Origin of the sequence: Acinetobacter baumannii, from assembly GCF_009759685.1 — a bacterium.
GTDB classification, from domain to species: domain Bacteria; phylum Pseudomonadota; class Gammaproteobacteria; order Pseudomonadales; family Moraxellaceae; genus Acinetobacter; species Acinetobacter baumannii.
The window spans coordinates 769,107-785,538 of sequence record NZ_CP046654.1; the positions used below are offsets into that span (position 1 = coordinate 769,107).

The window sequence follows — 16,432 nt, forward strand, 5'->3', positions numbered from 1 at the left end:
TTAGGCCAGAAGCACAGCCATAAAAAAGCGAAAAAGTTTATACTAGGCGCAATTTTTGCGGTGTTTTTCCTGAATATGCAACTGTCTGACTTTTCCTTTGAACTACCCGATGAACTTATTGCCCGTTACCCACTCGAAACACGTAGTGCTTCGCGTTTATTGCATTTAGATGCTAAGGGCCAATATCACGATCATATGTTCACAGATATTATTGATCTGTTCGAAGAAGGTGATTTATTGGTACTCAACGATACCAAAGTCATGAAAGCTCGACTTAAAGGGAAACGTGCTACAGGTGGTGCTATTGAAATTTTGGTTGAGCGTATGCTGAACCACACCACAGCGTATTGCCATATTAAAGCGAGCAATTCACCTAAAGCAGGGGCTGAGCTTTTTGTTGGTGCGGACAATATTCCCGTGATTGTGCGTGGCCGTCACGAAAACTTATTTGTTGTTGAGTTTTCACAACCAATTTTGCCAGTACTTGAGCAATATGGTCAGTTACCTATCCCGCCTTACTTCAATCGTGAAGCAGAAGCAATTGACACTGAACGCTATCAAACGGTTTTCCATAATCCAGAAAAAATTGCCAGTGTGGCTGCCCCAACAGCAAGCTTGCATTTTGACGAAGAGTTGTTAGCAAAGTTAGACCAAAAAGGCGTTAAGAAAACCTTTGTGACTCTTCACGTCGGAGCAGGTACTTTTATGCCTGTACGCACTGATGACATTACAAATCATGTTATGCACAGTGAATGGTGTGATGTTCCTCAAGAAACTATTGATTTAATTTTGGCAACTAAAGCACGCGGTAATAAAGTGATTGCTGTGGGTACAACTGCAACACGTGCTTTAGAAAGTGCAGCTCAAGCGCATGGCGGAAAAATCGCAGCATGGACTGGTGATACACAAATCTTTATTTATCCGGGTTATGAGTTCTGCATCGTAGACCGTTTAATTACTAACTTCCATTTACCTGAGTCTACCCTGCTCATGTTAGTTTCAGCATTGTCAAATAGAGAAAATATTTTGGCTGCTTATGAACATGCCGTTAAAGATCGCTATCGCTTCTTTAGTTATGGCGATGCAATGCTGATTGATAAATTAGAAGTTTAAAAACTAAAGCTGGGTTAAATCTTATAAGTTAATTCGAGGTTTAACCCAGCTGACCCACCTACAATTTCGATTAATAATAAAATTTATGAAACTGCTTTTTCAAAAAATTCAAAGTGCTTTTGACAATCAAAATACACATAACAAAATTACTTTAAGAAATATTGAGGCATTAAGAAATTTACTTAATCAGCAATTACCACCTGATATTCTTGTTTATTCATTAAAGAATTGGACAGGCCCCCAACAACTTGATATTCGAAATTATATTTTTTGGAATGCTACAATTTTCGCCTTAGTTTGTATGGCCTTAGGCTTTTTAATCTCGATTTACTTCTTCCCTTTTGCCATTCTTGCGATTTTTTATGGTTTTTATCATAGAGCATCGACGGCCGAACTGATTTGCCTACTTCAAGATATCCAAACTTATTATTATGAACATAAATATAATTTCAAATTTGCAACTGAAGATAACCTACCTAAAGAAGGAACGTCCGCTTCAGACTTTCCTTTGTTTAAGTTAGGCAATCAACAAAATTCAGTTTTAACTGCAATACTCGGCAAGTGGCAAGTAAGAGAAACAACTCACCCCTATAAAATATTTAGATACCATTATGTCAATCGAGAGATGGCCTATAATTCAAAAGGTAAATGGGAACTAAAAGATGTTAGTTACAACTTATACGGCATCATTCTAGAGAATTTTCCAGTTCGCGGAGTCAGCATTTCAAGTCAACAGAAAAAGGCTTGTCGCTTAGGAGTAGCTTGGGAATCAAGTGATATCCGTTTTAATCAAAAATACCAACAAAGCGGAATTAATGAATTGGACTTAGTAAAATTTCTAAGCCCTGATCGGTTGTTATTATTAGAGAAAATGTTGGAAGGGTTCCCAGGGGATTTCTATGTACACCCTGAAACATCTGCATTATGTTGGCTCTGTAATGTAAATCTTTTATGCCAGCAAAGTTTATATGGCACTAGTGTACGTGAGCTTGCTGAATGCCTTGAAACTCTTTCAATGCCAGAATTTGAGCAGTTTGCAAATATATTGCAGCATTTCATTGATGAACCTCAAATACCGAAGTCATAAAAGTAATTATTTAAGACTTATTTCTATTTATCTCTTTCAATTTAAAAGATAATCTAGAGTTAGCAATTTATGATAATCAACTCATTACCTTCATGCCAATTGATACCATACAACAAACACTTCATATAAGACGTAAAAAAAATACACAGGTCTTTCGTAATATTGCCCGACTTTGGGATGCTGGACAAAAGTCACAAACAGATCAAGAACTCTTAAACGCGTTACATCCATGGCGTGAAGATCATAACCTTCGTTTTGTGAATACCCTGTCTTATTTGTTAGGTATTTGCAGTATTACGACGCTATTATTTGGATATTTTTTTCATCCTCATATTCAATATAGTTGGAGTCTATTATGGGCATTTTTAACTGGTTTCCTCGCCTATTTGCTCTATGAACCGCAAAAACCTTTAACTGAAGTTATTCATTATTTAGAACAGCGTATGACTGCTTTACGTTATGGCCTAAAGTTTCAGCAGTTACCAGCTTATCTTCCAATACAAGCCCAACCCATTTTAGTCTTAAGCAAATTAAAACAACACTTTCCACTTTTTAACCGAGGCAATGAAGCGAATGAAATTACCGAGTTTGCTTCAGTAACATGGAATGACGGCATTACAGATCATCAAGTCCTGCTATTTAAATACCACTATGTAAATAATTTACCTATTCTTCAAGACCAGAACAGCGATAAAAAAATAGTAAAAGAGATTCATAAAGACTTATGGGGCGCTTTTATTTTTCAAATACCAGCTTTAGGTATTGCTGTAAGTAATCAACGTTCTCGCTTTTTTGAACCATACTTAAGCGAATGGCAAAGTAGCGACATTCTCATTAACCAAGAACTGAGTATTTTCGGAACCCACCAGCACCAGTTAGCTAAAGAAATGAGTCCAAGTCTAACGTTAAAACTTCATGATTTTTTTCAACATTTTAGCGGTGATTTAATTTATCATCATGAAGAGCAAATATTATGTTATCTCGGTGAGCAAGATCTTTTTCAAACCACCAGTAAACGTAGTGAAATTCATGATATTCCCGCATTACGTGGTCACTTACGTACCATGACTATGCCGCAATATGAAAAATTTCAGCAATTCATGCTTAATTTAATTAAATAAATCTCTCGTACTGCTGAACTGGCAACTTATTAAAAAAATAAGAAGTTAGAGGGCATAATGAGGGAATAACAATAAGAGGAGTAAAAATGACAGGCTTATTCATTTTCTTGGGGATTTTCGTCGTACTGATTGCGTGGGGCATCTACATTCGCAATAACATTGTGCGTTATTTTAACGCGACCAAACGCGCTTGGGCTGAGGTTGCAAATTTCGAACGCCAGAAAGTAAAAACACTTGAAGCACTAGAAACCACACTCAATCAATATACTCAGTTCGAGAAGTCAACTTTAGAACAAGTAACTGCTTTACGTCAGCAAATTCTAAGTTTGAATGTCGATCATACTGATATTGCTCAATTACAACAGATTGAAAAAATGAGTAAAGAGCTAATCCGTAGCCTAAATGTCGTGGTTGAAAATTATCCTGAACTAAAAGCAAATACGCTCTATAGCAAAATGATGGATGATATTCAGGAACAAAACGAAAATGTCGGCGCGGCAATCAGCATTTTTAACCGCAACGTCGAAGTATTTAATAATCAGATTGAAGTGTTCCCAAATAATATTATCAATACGATGACTTTATCTAAAAAAACAATTCGCCCTTTTCGAGATAATTTGGCTACTGACAATTTTGACTATAAACCGAACTTTTAGTCGAAGTAAAAAAGCAATCGGTCACCCAGAAATTTGACCGATTTTATAGTCAGCTACATTTAGTAGTAGAACTACGTCGCAGAATCAAGGAAAATAGCCCTCTTTTTAGCAGCGAACTGTTTTTTCGCCCTTGCACTGCCCTACGGCATTGCTTGCTATTGTTCAGGATTTTTAAATGAAGTTTGAAAAATTAGGTCAGTCGGGCCGTGCCCGTCGTGGTCGTTTAACTTTAGAACATGGTGTTGTTGAAACCCCTGTTTTTATGCCGGTGGGGACTTACGGTACAGTCAAAGGCATGCTGCCACGTGATATTGAAGATATTCAGGCACAAATTATTTTAGGTAATACCTTCCATTTATATTTGCGTCCGGGCCTTGAAGTGATCAAGCAACACGGCGGCTTGCACGACTTTATTAAATGGAATAAGCCAATTTTGACTGACTCTGGCGGCTTCCAAGTATTTAGTCTTGGCGCTATGCGTAAAATTAAGGAAGAAGGTGTTACTTTCCGTTCTCCGATTGATGGTTCAAAAGTCTTTTTATCGCCTGAAATTTCAATGGAAATTCAGCATGTATTGAACTCTGACATTGTCATGATTTTTGATGAATGTACGCCTTATCCTGCGACACATGAAGAAGCACAAAAATCATTACAGCTTTCTTTGCGTTGGGCAAAACGCTGTAAGACTCATCACCACGATGAACTTAAAAATAAAAATGCGTTATTTGGCATTATTCAAGGCGGCATGTATGAAGACTTACGTGATGAGTCTTTAAATGGCTTACTTGAAATCGGCTTTGACGGTTACGCAATTGGCGGTTTGTCAGTTGGTGAACCAAAAGAAGAGATGATCAAGGTTTTAGATTATCTTCCAAACAAGATGCCGCATGACAAACCACGTTACCTGATGGGTGTAGGTAAACCTGAAGATATCGTTGAAGCGGTGCGCCGTGGTGTCGATATGTTTGACTGTGTAATGCCAACACGTAATGCACGTAATGGTCATTATTTTGTCACTGATGGTCTGGTACGTATTCGTAATAGTAAATATCGTCATGACCAAGGACCACTTGACCCACACTGCGATTGCTATACCTGTAAGAACTTTACTCGTGCTTACCTGTTCCACCTTGAGAAGTGTGGAGAGATGTTGGCGTCTATGCTTGGTACCATTCATAACTTACGTTATTACCAACGTTTAACTGAAGGTATGCGTGATGCATTAGACAATGGCACTTTTGATGAATTTGTTCAGGACTTTTATGCCCGCCGCGGATTAGAAGTTCCACCATGCCCTGTCGATGAATAAGCGAGATTTGCGCTCAACCTCAAGACAAGGTAAATTGCAAAACGAATTAGGATTATGTCAGGTATCTGACTCATATTTTTTAACTTTAGGAAATTAAAATGAGCTTGTTCATTTCTACTGCACATGCAGCTCCAGCAGCAGCCCAAAGCCCTGGCCTTTTACCAAACATTTTGATGATTGTTGTATTCGTTGCAATCTTCTATTTCTTAATTTGGCGTCCTCAAGCAAAACGTGCAAAAGAACACCGTTCTTTAATCGAAAGCTTGGGTGTTGGTAGCGAAGTTGTCTTTGCTGGCGGTTTAATGGGCAAAGTAACTAAACTTGAAGGTGACTATGCGGTTGTTGAACTTAACCGTGGTGTAGAAGTAAAAATTCAGCGTGCCAGCGTAATTTCTGTATTACCAGAAGGCACTCTAAATAACCTTTAATCATAAAACAGTCGTGCTTTAGCACGGCTTTTTCATTTAAGAAGAAAGCGAATGCGTTACCCTGCATGGAAATATTTACTGATTCTGGTTGTTCTGGTAGTCAGTACATTATACGCACTGCCTAGTCTATATCCGGATGAGCCCGCCGTTCAAATTTCCGGTGCCAAAGCTGGTACCCAAATTGATCAAAGTGTGGTGCAAAAAGCAGAGCAAATTTTAAAAACAGCAAATATTGCAAGCCACGATAATACTTTTACAAATAATGCTGCTCTCTTGCGTGTCAGCTCTTCTGAAGCGCAATTGAAAGCAAAAGAAGTATTACGCCGTGACTTAGGTGATCAATATGTTGTAGCCCTAAACCTTGCACCAACAACTCCAGAATGGTTGCAAAAAATTGGGGCGAAACCAATGAAACTTGGTTTGGACTTACGTGGTGGTGTCCACTTCTTGCTTGAAGTAGATATGGACAAAGCCATTTCCCAACGTATGGAAACCTCTGCCACCGATTTGCGTCGTCAGTTCCGTGAAAACAAAATTAAATTTAACAATCTTGCGTTAAATAATAATGTGATCACTGTTCAGTTTGCTGACAATGCGGATCGTGATGCAGCAATGGATTTTTTACGCCGTAATGGTAATGAATATACCCAACAGGCATTAGCGAGCACGACAGGTTCAATCTTAAAGCTCACTTATACTGATGTACGTCGTCAAGAAATTCAGGCTTATGCAGTTAATCAGAACTTAACAACACTACGTAACCGTATTAACGAACTTGGTGTTGCAGAAGCTTTAGTACAAAGTCAGGGTAGCAACCGTATTGTCGTTGAATTACCGGGTGTTCAAGATACAGCAGAAGCTAAACGTGTTTTAGGCCGTACTGCTAACCTCGAATTCCGTTTGGTATCTGACTTAAATGATCAATATATTGATCCATATACGGGTAAATATAATGGTCAACCGTTACCTCCGGGTACGGAAGTTTTTGCTTATCAGTCTTTAGATAGTGGTCGCCAACTGTTGTTGCAACGTAACCGTATCTTGACTGGTGAACGCGTTCAAAATGCAAGTTCTGGCTTTAGCCAAGACTCTGGTGGTGCCGAAGTAAATATTACGCTCGATAGTGCTGGCGGTAAGCTGATGTCAGATGCAACCCGTAATGCAGTTGGAAAACGCATGGCGGTATTGTTCATCGAAAATAAACAAAAGATTAGCTACGTTACAGATCCAAAAACTGGTGCTCAAACAGAAGTTCGTACACCATATACCGAGTCTGTCGTGATTAATGCCGCAACCGTCCAAGCCGTTTTAGGTTCAACTTTCCGTATTACTGGTTTAAGTTCACCTCAAGAAGCATCTGAACTTGCGTTAATGCTTCGTGCCGGTGCTTTAGCTGCGCCAATGTACTTCGTTGAAGAGCGTGTTGTTGGTCCAAGCCTTGGTCAAGAAAACATTGATAAAGGTGTACTATCAACGCAAATCGGTTTCTTACTTGTTGCAATCTGGATGGTCGTGTTCTTCCGTCTATTTGGTTTAATCGCAAACTTTGCACTTGTATTTAACCTGGCAATGATTTTAACCATTATGTCTTGGATAGGTGCTTCCCTCACCTTACCGGGTATTGCGGGTATCGTCATTACCATTGGTATGGCAGTCGATGCCAACGTACTGATATGTGAACGTATTCGAGAAGAAATGCTCTGGGGGGCCTCACCTAAACAGGCTATTGTGGCAGGTTATGATCGAGCCTATAACACCATTTTCGACTCGAACTTAACAACGTTCCTTGTTGCATTCATTCTGTTTGCAATCGGTACTGGCCCGATTAAAGGTTTCGCCGTAACATTAATGATCGGTATTATTTGCTCAATGTTTACTGCAATTACAGTAACGCGTGCGATTGTACAAATCATTTATGGTAAACGCCGTAACTTGAAAAAGTTGAGCATTTAAGGAGATCTATGATGACTAAAGTGACTCAACAGCCTTCAAAACAATATGGTCGTCCGGATGATGCAAAAATCATCCCGTTCATGAAGATTGCTAAACCTGCAGCAATCTTCTCGATCCTTATTACTTTAGCGAGCATTTTCTTTATTGCGACCAAAGGTCTTAACTTAGGTTTGGATTTTACAGGTGGTGTTTCAGCCGAGCTTAACTATGCTCAGCCAGCAAATCAGGCAGAAGTTATTCAGGCTCTCGACAAAGCTGGTTTTAAAGATGCTGTAGTACAAACTTTAGGTAGTAATAAAGACTTACTTGTTCGTATGCCAGTACAAGATATTAAGGTTGAAGATCTTAATAATGCGATTACCAAAGCTGTGCAATTACCAAACAATGCAGCAGAAGTTCATAAAGTGGACTCTGTAGGCGGTCAGGTAGGTAACGAGCTTTATGTTCGTTCGGCTGGCGCTGTTGCACTTGCGCTGATTTTAATGTTGATCTATGTCACCATTCGCTTTGAGTTCAAACTCGCAATGGGTGCCGTGATGTCTTTATTCCATGACATCATCATCATTATTGGTGCATTTGCTTTATTCCAATGGCCATTTGACCTGACAGTTTTAGCTGCCGTACTTGCGGTGATTGGTTTCTCGCTTAACGATAACATCGTTGTTTCAGACCGTATCCGTGAAAATTTCCGTAAAATTCGCGGTGCAACTCCACGTGAAATCGTTGATATTGCGTTAACTGAGACTTTACGCCGTACCATCCATACCTCAATGACATTATTGCTCGTAGTACTTGCAATGATGTTCTTAGGTGGTGATGGCTTACACTGGTTCTCTGTTGCAATGTTTGTCGGTGTCTTTGTCGGTACTTACTCTTCGATTTATATCGGTACAGCATTTGCCTTATGGCGTGGTCTTAACCGTCAAGACTTCATTGTTCAGGTCAAACCTGAATTTGAAGATGAAATCCCTTGATTGTCTAAATAAGACTATAAAAAAACCGCGATTTATTCGCGGTTTTTTTATGTGGTTCAAAAATTATTTACGGCGTAAAGCATCCGAAATAGCTTCAACCAATTGTTGAGAAATTTCTTGCTTAGATGCTTTTTCTAACTCACGTTTTTTCATATGGTAACTTTCAGCAAAAAATACTGTCATCGCATTTTCATCAGAAGCAAAGCCAATATCGGCGCGAGAAACATCGTTACATGCAATCATATCTAGCTTTTTAGCAACGAGTTTCCCTGCTGCATATTCTTCAACATTCTGCGTTTCGGCAGCAAAGCCCACCATAAATGGACGTTTTTCCTGAGCTGCAATGGTTGCCACAATATCCGGATTTTTTACAAGGGAAACATTCAGCTCATCCCCTGCTTTCTTAATTTTATGCTCTGCCACTTCGGCGACGCGATAATCAGCTACAGCCGCCGTCGCAATAAAGATGTCACAGCCAGTCTCAAGCGATTCCATACTGACATCTAACATTTGTCGAGCCGAAGCAACATTTACACGTTGAACACCGTTTGGAGTATCTAAACTTACGGGACCAGCAATTAACGTAACTTTTGCGCCTGCTGCATAACATGCCGCAGCTAAAGCAAAGCCCATTTTTCCAGTACTATGATTTGAGATATAACGGACAGGGTCAATCGCCTCACGGGTTGGTCCGGCAGTAATTACAACTCGCTTACCTGCCAACAACCCAAATTTTTCAGCAATTGCACGTTGGGCTTGATGGAAATAACCCGCCACTTGCCTTGCAATTTCTTCCGGTTCCGGCATACGGCCTAAGCCTACATCACCACACGCCTGCTCCCCTGCATCTGGCATAATCACATGCACGCCATCTTCAACCAGAGTTTGTAAATTACGCTGAGTTGCTTTTGCAGCCCACATTTGCTGGTTCATCGCAGGAGCGACCCACACAGGCGCTTTAGTTGCTAAAAATAAAGTACTGAGTAAGTCATCTGCCAAACCATTAGCAAACTTAGCTAATGTGTCACAGCTTGCTGGAGCAACCAGTAATAAATCAGCCCAACGAGCCAATTCAATATGGCCCATTCCAGCTTCAGCCTCAGGGTCTAAAAGCTCGGTATGTACAGGATTTCCTGAAAGAGCCTGAAAGGTTAGAGGTGTAATAAATGCTTGAGCCCCGTGTGTCATCACAACCCGAACGTCAAAACCATAATCTTTAAGACGACGGACCAAAATGGCACTCTTATAGGCAGCAATCCCACCTGTAACAGCTAAAACAATGTTTTTATGAGGAATAACACTTAAATCAAAGCTCACGAACAGGATACCTTTCTGTTGCAGTGGCGCTCACAATAGCATTAAATACGCGCAGACCCAAGATTGATTGGGCAAACAAAATAAATTTTTAAGCAGAATATTGCTGGGGAATATGAATAATTCTATTAAAAATTGGCCAGAACAAGAACGGCCAAGAGAACGGTTATTACAACAAGGCCCTCAAAGTCTCTCTGACTCTGAACTACTCGCGATCTTTCTTCGCTCAGGTTCACGTCAACATTCAGCAGTAGAGCTCGCACGTTTACTGATTCAACAGTTTGGTAGTCTAAACGCTGTTTTCGATGCATCTTACAATGAATTAGCTCAATTTAATGGTATTGGAGCTACCAAGTATTCCCAATTACTGGCCGTAAAAGAGCTTGGACGGCGTTATCTCGACTATCATTTTAGTCAGACTGAGCTAAGCCTTCATTCTTCTCATTTAGTTCTAGATTATTTGCGTTACGAATTAAAAGGTGAAAAACAAGAAGTCTTTGCCGTACTTTGCTTAGATGCCGAGTTGAGAAAACTACATTTTAAAAAGTTATTTTTTGGTTCAGTTCAACACTGCGCTGTTTCAGTGAATCAAACCTTACGTTATGCCTTACAACAGCACGCTTGCCAATTAGTAATAGCACATAACCACCCATTTGGTTCCCCACAGCCCTCTCCTGAAGATATTAAACTCACACAGCAACTTGAACAGGCCTGTCAGCTTGTCGAAATTCGTCTGCTGGACCATTTTATTATCTCGCCCGAAGGTAGCTTTTCATTTGCTGAACAACAACTGCTCAACCCTACCTCAATAGCCGTTCAATGATATTGACAAAGCTTCACTAAGCTTAGAATATCAAAACAAAAATAGCGACGTTTAAAATAAAATGATTGTTCGTGAACAGCCCAGTATTTTTAAAGTTTTATTCTCTTGGCGAGGGACGATTTTACCTAAAATTTTGCCCTCTTTAGGGGTAGTAATGCTGATTTCGGCAATCATTGGTGGGGTTGAATATATTAACCTCTATCGTTTTCCAGAAATTCCTTTAGTTGGCTTTACTTTAATTGGTGTCGTACTTTCTATTTTTTTAGGTTTTAAGAATACTGCATGTTATGACCGCTGGTGGGAAGCCCGAAAATTATGGGGGGTCCTGATTGCAACTTCGCGTCATTTCGACCGTGACTGCCGGATTTTAACTCAAGCCCGCCGTGAACGTGTCATTCAGCACGTTATTGTATTTGCCAATGTATTACGTGACCGTTTACGCCGTCAAACAGCCAACCCCACCGAGCTAATACAAACCAGTGGCATGAGCCAACAAGCACTTACCCAACTTTACCAACAAAATAACGCACCGCAATATACGCTTAGCCTTATTCAATGGGAATTATTACAAGCGCTTAAAGAAGGGGAAATTTCAGATATTATTTATGCTCAAATGAATAAGAATGTTGCAGATCTAAGTGTCGTACAAACTGGCTGTGACCGTATTGCAAATACTCCTATTCCTTTTGCTTATTCAGTTTTGCTTAACCGTACCGTTTATTTTTTCTGTTTTATGTTGCCATTTAGCTTAGGATCTTTACTTGGTTTAGCAACGCCTTTACTGGTTGGAATTCTGGCTTATACATTTTTAGGGCTTGATGCTTTAAGTACCGAAATTGAGGAACCATTTGGTACGCAAAGTAATGATTTACCTTTAGATGCAATGGTACGTAGTATCGAAATTGAGCTTTTGGGGACACTTGGTAAGCCCACACCTCCTCCAATTCAAGCTCAAGATAACAACTTGCTCTAAAATGCAATTAGATAAAACGCTCCCAAATGCCTTGCTGGTTACTCGCTGGTTTAGGGGTGTTTCCTAATTTAATCCACGGCATATTTTCACCATGAAAATCGCTACCAATTGAAATGGCCAAATGATGCTGGTCAATCATACGATCAATCATTTGGCGAGTAGATAAAGGATCTACTGGAGGCGGCAACTCCACCGCATCTCCACCACAACTTGCAAATAACTCAATCAAATACCGGGTATTTGTAGCCGATAAATCATAACGGGTTGGATGAGCTAAAACTGCAAATCCTTTACTGTTATGAATAACCTCAATGGTCTCTTTCAAACCCAATCCTTCAAACTTTACAAAAGCACGCTTCCCTTCTTTTAAAAAACGATCAAAAGCTTGTTGAGGACGACTTACTACATTCTTTTCAACTAAGGTTTTAGCAATATGGGTTCTGGTAATCCGGTCTGGTTGATTTTCAACTTTATCGAGCACATCTTGATAAATATCAAAGCCAATACACTTTTTTAATAGTTCACAAATAACTTCCGCTCTTTGTGCCCTAATTCTTTTTTGTTGTTCTAATGCTTCTAAAATTGGGGCTTCATCTTGCATATTTAAAGCCACAATATGCACGCCATAGCTTTTTTTCGTGCTTGGTCGTGACCACTGGCTTGAAATCTCCACACCAGTAATAATTTGCAAATCATGGGGTTGTGCAGCATTTCTTGCACGCTGTAATCCATCCATCGTATCGTGATCGGTTAGCGCTAAAGTATGCAACTTCACATCGACAGCAGCTTGCACTAGCAATTCTGGAGACAAAGTTCCATCAGAAATATTGCTATGTGTATGTAAATCTATGCCTTGCATCTTTTATACTATGCCATTCACCAAACCTGATCAGATACTCTAACATGAAAGCACTACTGGACTTTGTTCCATTAATTATTTTCTTTTATTTATATAAGACAGTTGATCCAGCCGATACACAGCATCCTTTACTCAAACTGATCGGGTCTGCTGGCGGTGTTGATAATAATAATATTCTTGTCGCTACTACCGGTTTAATTATTTCAATGCTGGTAGTGTATGGTGCGTTGTTCATCATGCAAAAGTTCCGTCTAGATAAACAGCAATGGATTGTGCTGTTCATGACAGTCATTTTTGGTGGTATTACCCTTATGTTGAGCGATGATTTTTACATCCGCTTAAAAGCCGCTATTTTGAATCTAGTTTTTGCAGGTGCTTTCTTAGTTTCACCTTGGTTTGGTAAAGACCGTAAGCCTCTTATTCAACGTTTATTTGATCCGATTTTAGCCTTAAGCGAAAAAGGTTGGAAAAATTTAAACTTTGCTTGGGCAGCTATGTTTGTCGTGATGTCTGGTTTACATGTTTTCTTTGCGTTTTTATTCCACGGCGGAAAATATTGGGGCGAATTTACTGCATTTGGTGACATGATTGTCATGTTTTCATTTATCATTATTCAGTTCATTATTTTACGTAAACATTTTAAGTCACCAGATGCTTAATGTGGTTTCGGATTGATTATAGAGATACGATGACATGCCTTTTTTTGTTCTAAGCTGTACCGATAACGAAGGAACTCTAGAGAAACGTTTAGCAGTACGTCCTCAACATATCGAACGTTTGCAAAAACTTGATGATGAAGGTCGTCTAGTTGCTGCTGGAGCGATGCCAAAAGACCCTAATGATCCGCAAGCTGGTTTTTATGGCAGCACCATGATTGTAGAGTTTGATACACGTGAAGCCTTAGATGAATGGTTAAAAGAAGAACCATTTTTGAAAGAAGGCATCTATAGTCATGTTGATGTCAAACCATTTAATAAAGCATTTCCAAAAGGGTAAACGCATGCAGCTTGCAACCAAAAGCTTTCTTGGCTTGTGTTTGATATGTTCAACTGCCGGAGCAGTTGAACCTGCTGCGACACCAGCAACGCCTCCAACTGCAGCGTCAACACAGAATGCTAAACCAGCACCTACTTCTGCAACTGTAGCTAAACCCGCGACTACAACAGCACCAACCTCAACACAACCGCTTACAGCAGAACAAATCGCAAAGAACAAGCAACAGCAAGATGCAAAAATTAAGGCTTTAGTTCAAGATCAAGCATCTCGTCTAAAACAGCTAGAACATGCAAACCTTGAAGCGCTAGCACAAAACCAAGAATTGCAGCTAAAGAACGATAACTTGTCTGTTCAGGTACAAGTTTTACAAAGTGAACGTAGTGCTCAAATGTTCTTATATGGCGCAGTAACTCTTGCAGGTGGCGTACTGCTTGGCTTCTTTATTGCGAGTTATGTTTACACCAAACGTCGACGTCAGTGGTAATCCTGAGCGACTTATTAAACCGAATGAACAAATCAAACCGTATACAAACTGCTGAGCTGGATTGGGAATTTATTGATGGTATTGAAGTTCCCATTTCCAAACAATTTGGTGATGTCTATTTTTCTAAAGATAATGGTCTGCTTGAAACACGGCATGTATTTTTAAATGGCAATGACCTAACAGAACGATTAGCCAATTTACAAGATTTTGAATATTTCAGTGTAGGAGAAACCGGGTTCGGCACTGGTTTAAATATTCTTGCGCTCTGGCAACTATGGCAACAAGTACGTCCAAATAACCACAGTCATTTACATGCAATTAGCGTCGAAAAGTTTCCTTTAAGCAAAGCTGATCTCATTCGTGCTTTAAATGTATGGGATGAACTTAAACCGCTTTCCAAACAACTTATTGAGCAATATCCCTTACCTCTTGCAGGCTGCCATCGTTTAAGTTTTCCAGAAGAGCGCTTCAGCATCGACCTATGGTTAGGAGATGCACAAGATATTTTTCCAAGTATGGTAAAAACGAAGGCAGTGAATGCCTGGTTTCTGGATGGTTTTGCGCCTTCTTGTAATCCGGACATGTGGGAACAAAATGTTTTAAATAATATTGTTCGGCTTTCCGACTATGGCACTACCTTTGCCTCATTTAGTGTAGCTGGTGTCCTCAAACGTGGGCTAAAGGCTCACGGAATCGATATTTCTCGTCCCCGCGGTTTTGGGCATAAACGGGAAATGCTTAAAGCCGTTTGGAAAGCACCTGTAAGTGAAGAAATTTTATTAGAACCAGTTAGCGACACTCTCCATTTTACTCAGCAGCATATCGCCGTAATTGGCGCTGGGATTGCAGGTTTAAGCACAGCTTGGGCATTTGCTCAACGTGGGCATCAGGTCACTCTATTTGAGCGTACAGCGCCGTTATCAGGTGCTTCTGGCAATCCGTTGGCATTGCTTAATCCGAAACTATGCCCAATTGAACAAAGCCATGAGCATCTCATGACTTTAAGCTGGCAACATGCGTTAAATTTCTATAAAAATTTTCAAGCTTTTCACCCGATTCAAATACAGCAAATGGCTTTAAAGAATGCACAAGATCTTCTCGATCTTGCTGATCAATATCCTGCTGATATTGTCACGCAGCAAACAAGCTCACTTGAATCAGACTATCCACATATTTTGTTGACCGAAGCTGGAGCAGTTTCTCCGCACCAATTACGTGCTGAAATTTTGCAACATCCAGGTATTGAACTGAAAATTGCCAATATTACGACATTTGTTTCTTTTGAAAATAAAGTTCAATTAAAAAGTGGTAATGAAACTACTTTAGAGGCTGATCATGTCGTGGTGTGCTGCGCCAGAGAAAGTGCTGCTTTATTTGAAAATTATCCGCTCTTAAAACCTATACGTGGACAGGTGAGCTGGGTTGATAATTCTTTTGCAACCTTACCTTTAAACGAAGCCTATAGCTATGGCGGTTATTGTATGCAACTGAATACGTCTGAACTTATTCTAGGGGCTTCTTTCTACCCAAACCGAGACGATCAAGAAGTACTGCTTGATGACCATGTGCATAACTTTGAATTAATCCACAGCGTTTTTCCTCATTATGCAAAACAATTACCGTCAGTCGAACAATGGCAAGGACGAGCATCAGTTCGCGCTCAAAGTCCAGATTATTTTCCAGTTGTGGGAAAAATGCAGAATGAAAGCCGTATTTCTACTTTTGCAGGTTTAGGCTCAAAGGGCTTTTTATTTGCGCCGCTTTGTAGTGAAGTTTTAGTGGCCCAAATTTTAGGTGAAGCTTGTCCTGTTCCCAAAAGCCTATTACAGAAATTAGATGCCCAACGTTTTCAAAAGAAAGTTAAATCTAAGAAACCTTATTTTAAATCTCAATAGTGCACTTGAGAAAATTTGGTCCCAATAAAAAAGCACCCGAAGGTGCTTTTTTTATGCGCCCTGCTCTAGAGGTAAACCTGCGTCACGAGCTGCACGCGTCCCTCCCATCAGCACGACATATTCACGCGAGGCATCTAAGCCTTCTAGTTTCTCAGCTGCACGAGGAGCTTTGCTACCACCACCACATAAAATATAAATCGGCTGATCCGCAGCGACCTGGTTCAAAATATCAGCATTTAAATCATTAATTGGGCGGCTTACCGCACCTTTAACATGCCCTTCTGCATAAGCACTTGAATCACGGACATCCCAGATAACAGCATTTTCTGGGAACTCAAATGTTGTAATTTCTTGTTTACGGATCATTGTGCACTCCTTTGATGTAAACAACACTTGGCAAATGAAGAAAACCCTCTTAGCATCTCAAATATTCTTTCACTTTGTAAA

17 protein-coding genes are annotated in these 16,432 nt (G+C 39.9%); 14 read left to right on the forward strand and 3 right to left on the reverse strand.

From position 1 onward, the window contains the following. Nucleotides 1-75: 75 nt before the first annotated feature. The 8 genes from queA (at nucleotide 76) to secF (ending at nucleotide 8,641) form a co-directional block, all read left to right on the forward strand. Nucleotides 76-1,113, forward strand: a complete 1,038-nt coding sequence (queA, locus tag GO593_RS03555) for a tRNA preQ1(34) S-adenosylmethionine ribosyltransferase-isomerase QueA (protein ID WP_001177135.1) — start codon at nucleotides 76-78, stop codon at nucleotides 1,111-1,113. A gap of 85 nt (nucleotides 1,114-1,198) precedes the next feature. Beyond that, nucleotides 1,199-2,200, forward strand: coding sequence for a hypothetical protein (locus GO593_RS03560; RefSeq protein WP_000770576.1), 1,002 nt, complete (start codon nucleotides 1,199-1,201; stop codon nucleotides 2,198-2,200). A 92-nt stretch (nucleotides 2,201-2,292) separates the two neighbouring features. Next, nucleotides 2,293-3,321 carry a hypothetical protein gene (locus tag GO593_RS03565; protein WP_001121112.1) on the forward strand — a complete coding sequence of 343 codons (1,029 nt, stop codon included), beginning with the start codon at nucleotides 2,293-2,295 and terminating at the stop codon, nucleotides 3,319-3,321. A gap of 86 nt (nucleotides 3,322-3,407) precedes the next feature. Further along, the gene (locus tag GO593_RS03570; RefSeq protein ID WP_000147165.1) at nucleotides 3,408-3,977 is read left to right on the forward strand and encodes a LemA family protein; all 570 of its coding nucleotides are present in this window, start codon (nucleotides 3,408-3,410) and stop codon (nucleotides 3,975-3,977) included. 175 nt (nucleotides 3,978-4,152) lie between these two features. After that, a complete protein-coding gene (tgt, locus tag GO593_RS03575; RefSeq protein WP_000667231.1) occupies nucleotides 4,153-5,286 on the forward strand; it encodes a tRNA guanosine(34) transglycosylase Tgt in 1,134 nt (377 codons plus the stop codon). Between the two features lie 98 nt (nucleotides 5,287-5,384). Beyond that, entirely contained in the window at nucleotides 5,385-5,714 is a 330-nt protein-coding gene (yajC, locus tag GO593_RS03580) for a preprotein translocase subunit YajC (RefSeq protein WP_000051669.1), read from the forward strand. Nucleotides 5,715-5,765: 51 nt separating this feature from the next. Then, nucleotides 5,766-7,667, forward strand: coding sequence for a protein translocase subunit SecD (secD, locus tag GO593_RS03585; RefSeq protein ID WP_001270222.1), 1,902 nt, complete (start codon nucleotides 5,766-5,768; stop codon nucleotides 7,665-7,667). Nucleotides 7,668-7,675: 8 nt separating this feature from the next. Next, on the forward strand, nucleotides 7,676-8,641 hold the full coding sequence (secF, locus tag GO593_RS03590) for a protein translocase subunit SecF (protein WP_001984787.1): 966 nt from the start codon (nucleotides 7,676-7,678) through the stop codon (nucleotides 8,639-8,641). A gap of 63 nt (nucleotides 8,642-8,704) precedes the next feature. Here the strand turns inward: secF and coaBC are convergent, their stop codons facing one another. Continuing rightward, nucleotides 8,705-9,958, reverse strand: coding sequence for a bifunctional phosphopantothenoylcysteine decarboxylase/phosphopantothenate--cysteine ligase CoaBC (coaBC, locus tag GO593_RS03595; protein WP_000006958.1), 1,254 nt, complete (start codon nucleotides 9,956-9,958; stop codon nucleotides 8,705-8,707). A 100-nt stretch (nucleotides 9,959-10,058) separates the two neighbouring features. Here coaBC and radC point away from each other — a divergent pair, with 100 nt between their 5' ends. Together radC and GO593_RS03605 are read left to right on the forward strand one after the other, a co-directional pair. Further along, nucleotides 10,059-10,778 carry a RadC family protein gene (gene radC, locus GO593_RS03600; RefSeq protein WP_100244291.1) on the forward strand — a complete coding sequence of 240 codons (720 nt, stop codon included), beginning with the start codon at nucleotides 10,059-10,061 and terminating at the stop codon, nucleotides 10,776-10,778. Nucleotides 10,779-10,839: 61 nt separating this feature from the next. Further along, the gene (locus GO593_RS03605) at nucleotides 10,840-11,751 is read left to right on the forward strand and encodes a bestrophin family protein (protein ID WP_000637023.1); all 912 of its coding nucleotides are present in this window, start codon (nucleotides 10,840-10,842) and stop codon (nucleotides 11,749-11,751) included. Nucleotides 11,752-11,758: 7 nt separating this feature from the next. Here the strand turns inward: GO593_RS03605 and GO593_RS03610 are convergent, their stop codons facing one another. Next, nucleotides 11,759-12,610 (reverse strand): PHP domain-containing protein, encoded by an 852-nt coding sequence (locus GO593_RS03610; protein ID WP_001161543.1) that lies wholly within the window; start codon nucleotides 12,608-12,610, stop codon nucleotides 11,759-11,761. A 44-nt stretch (nucleotides 12,611-12,654) separates the two neighbouring features. Here GO593_RS03610 and GO593_RS03615 point away from each other — a divergent pair, with 44 nt between their 5' ends. The 4 genes from GO593_RS03615 to mnmC are packed head-to-tail and all read left to right on the forward strand — an operon-like array spanning nucleotide 12,655 to nucleotide 15,985. After that, on the forward strand, nucleotides 12,655-13,269 hold the full coding sequence (locus GO593_RS03615; RefSeq protein WP_000645707.1) for a septation protein IspZ: 615 nt from the start codon (nucleotides 12,655-12,657) through the stop codon (nucleotides 13,267-13,269). Between the two features lie 34 nt (nucleotides 13,270-13,303). After that, a complete protein-coding gene (locus tag GO593_RS03620; RefSeq protein WP_001115787.1) occupies nucleotides 13,304-13,606 on the forward strand; it encodes a YciI family protein in 303 nt (100 codons plus the stop codon). A gap of 4 nt (nucleotides 13,607-13,610) precedes the next feature. Then, nucleotides 13,611-14,090, forward strand: a complete 480-nt coding sequence (locus GO593_RS03625) for a hypothetical protein (protein ID WP_001175200.1) — start codon at nucleotides 13,611-13,613, stop codon at nucleotides 14,088-14,090. Nucleotides 14,091-14,113: 23 nt separating this feature from the next. Then, nucleotides 14,114-15,985 (forward strand): FAD-dependent 5-carboxymethylaminomethyl-2-thiouridine(34) oxidoreductase MnmC, encoded by a 1,872-nt coding sequence (mnmC, locus tag GO593_RS03630; protein ID WP_001043504.1) that lies wholly within the window; start codon nucleotides 14,114-14,116, stop codon nucleotides 15,983-15,985. A gap of 51 nt (nucleotides 15,986-16,036) precedes the next feature. Here mnmC and GO593_RS03635 read toward each other — a convergent pair whose 3' ends face one another. Continuing rightward, nucleotides 16,037-16,351 carry a rhodanese-like domain-containing protein gene (locus GO593_RS03635; protein ID WP_000619820.1) on the reverse strand — a complete coding sequence of 105 codons (315 nt, stop codon included), beginning with the start codon at nucleotides 16,349-16,351 and terminating at the stop codon, nucleotides 16,037-16,039. Nucleotides 16,352-16,432 lie beyond the last annotated feature (81 nt).

Excerpts from the sequence above, each read along its gene's own strand:
- queA (WP_001177135.1), top strand. The coding sequence starts at position 76 with ATGCAACTGTCTGACTTTTCCTTTGAACTACCCGATGAACTTATTGCC.
- GO593_RS03560 (WP_000770576.1), top strand. The coding sequence starts at position 1,199 with ATGAAACTGCTTTTTCAAAAAATTCAAAGTGCTTTTGACAATCAAAAT.
- GO593_RS03565 (WP_001121112.1), top strand. The coding sequence starts at position 2,293 with ATGCCAATTGATACCATACAACAAACACTTCATATAAGACGTAAAAAA.
- GO593_RS03570 (WP_000147165.1), top strand. The coding sequence starts at position 3,408 with ATGACAGGCTTATTCATTTTCTTGGGGATTTTCGTCGTACTGATTGCG.
- tgt (WP_000667231.1), top strand. The coding sequence starts at position 4,153 with ATGAAGTTTGAAAAATTAGGTCAGTCGGGCCGTGCCCGTCGTGGTCGT.
- yajC (WP_000051669.1), top strand. The coding sequence starts at position 5,385 with ATGAGCTTGTTCATTTCTACTGCACATGCAGCTCCAGCAGCAGCCCAA.
- secD (WP_001270222.1), top strand. The coding sequence starts at position 5,766 with ATGCGTTACCCTGCATGGAAATATTTACTGATTCTGGTTGTTCTGGTA.
- secF (WP_001984787.1), top strand. The coding sequence starts at position 7,676 with ATGATGACTAAAGTGACTCAACAGCCTTCAAAACAATATGGTCGTCCG.
- GO593_RS03605 (WP_000637023.1), top strand. The coding sequence starts at position 10,840 with ATGATTGTTCGTGAACAGCCCAGTATTTTTAAAGTTTTATTCTCTTGG.
- GO593_RS03610 (WP_001161543.1), bottom strand. The coding sequence starts at position 12,610 with ATGCAAGGCATAGATTTACATACACATAGCAATATTTCTGATGGAACT.
- GO593_RS03615 (WP_000645707.1), top strand. The coding sequence starts at position 12,655 with ATGAAAGCACTACTGGACTTTGTTCCATTAATTATTTTCTTTTATTTA.
- GO593_RS03620 (WP_001115787.1), top strand. The coding sequence starts at position 13,304 with ATGCCTTTTTTTGTTCTAAGCTGTACCGATAACGAAGGAACTCTAGAG.
- GO593_RS03625 (WP_001175200.1), top strand. The coding sequence starts at position 13,611 with ATGCAGCTTGCAACCAAAAGCTTTCTTGGCTTGTGTTTGATATGTTCA.
- mnmC (WP_001043504.1), top strand. The coding sequence starts at position 14,114 with ATGAACAAATCAAACCGTATACAAACTGCTGAGCTGGATTGGGAATTT.
- GO593_RS03635 (WP_000619820.1), bottom strand. The coding sequence starts at position 16,351 with ATGATCCGTAAACAAGAAATTACAACATTTGAGTTCCCAGAAAATGCT.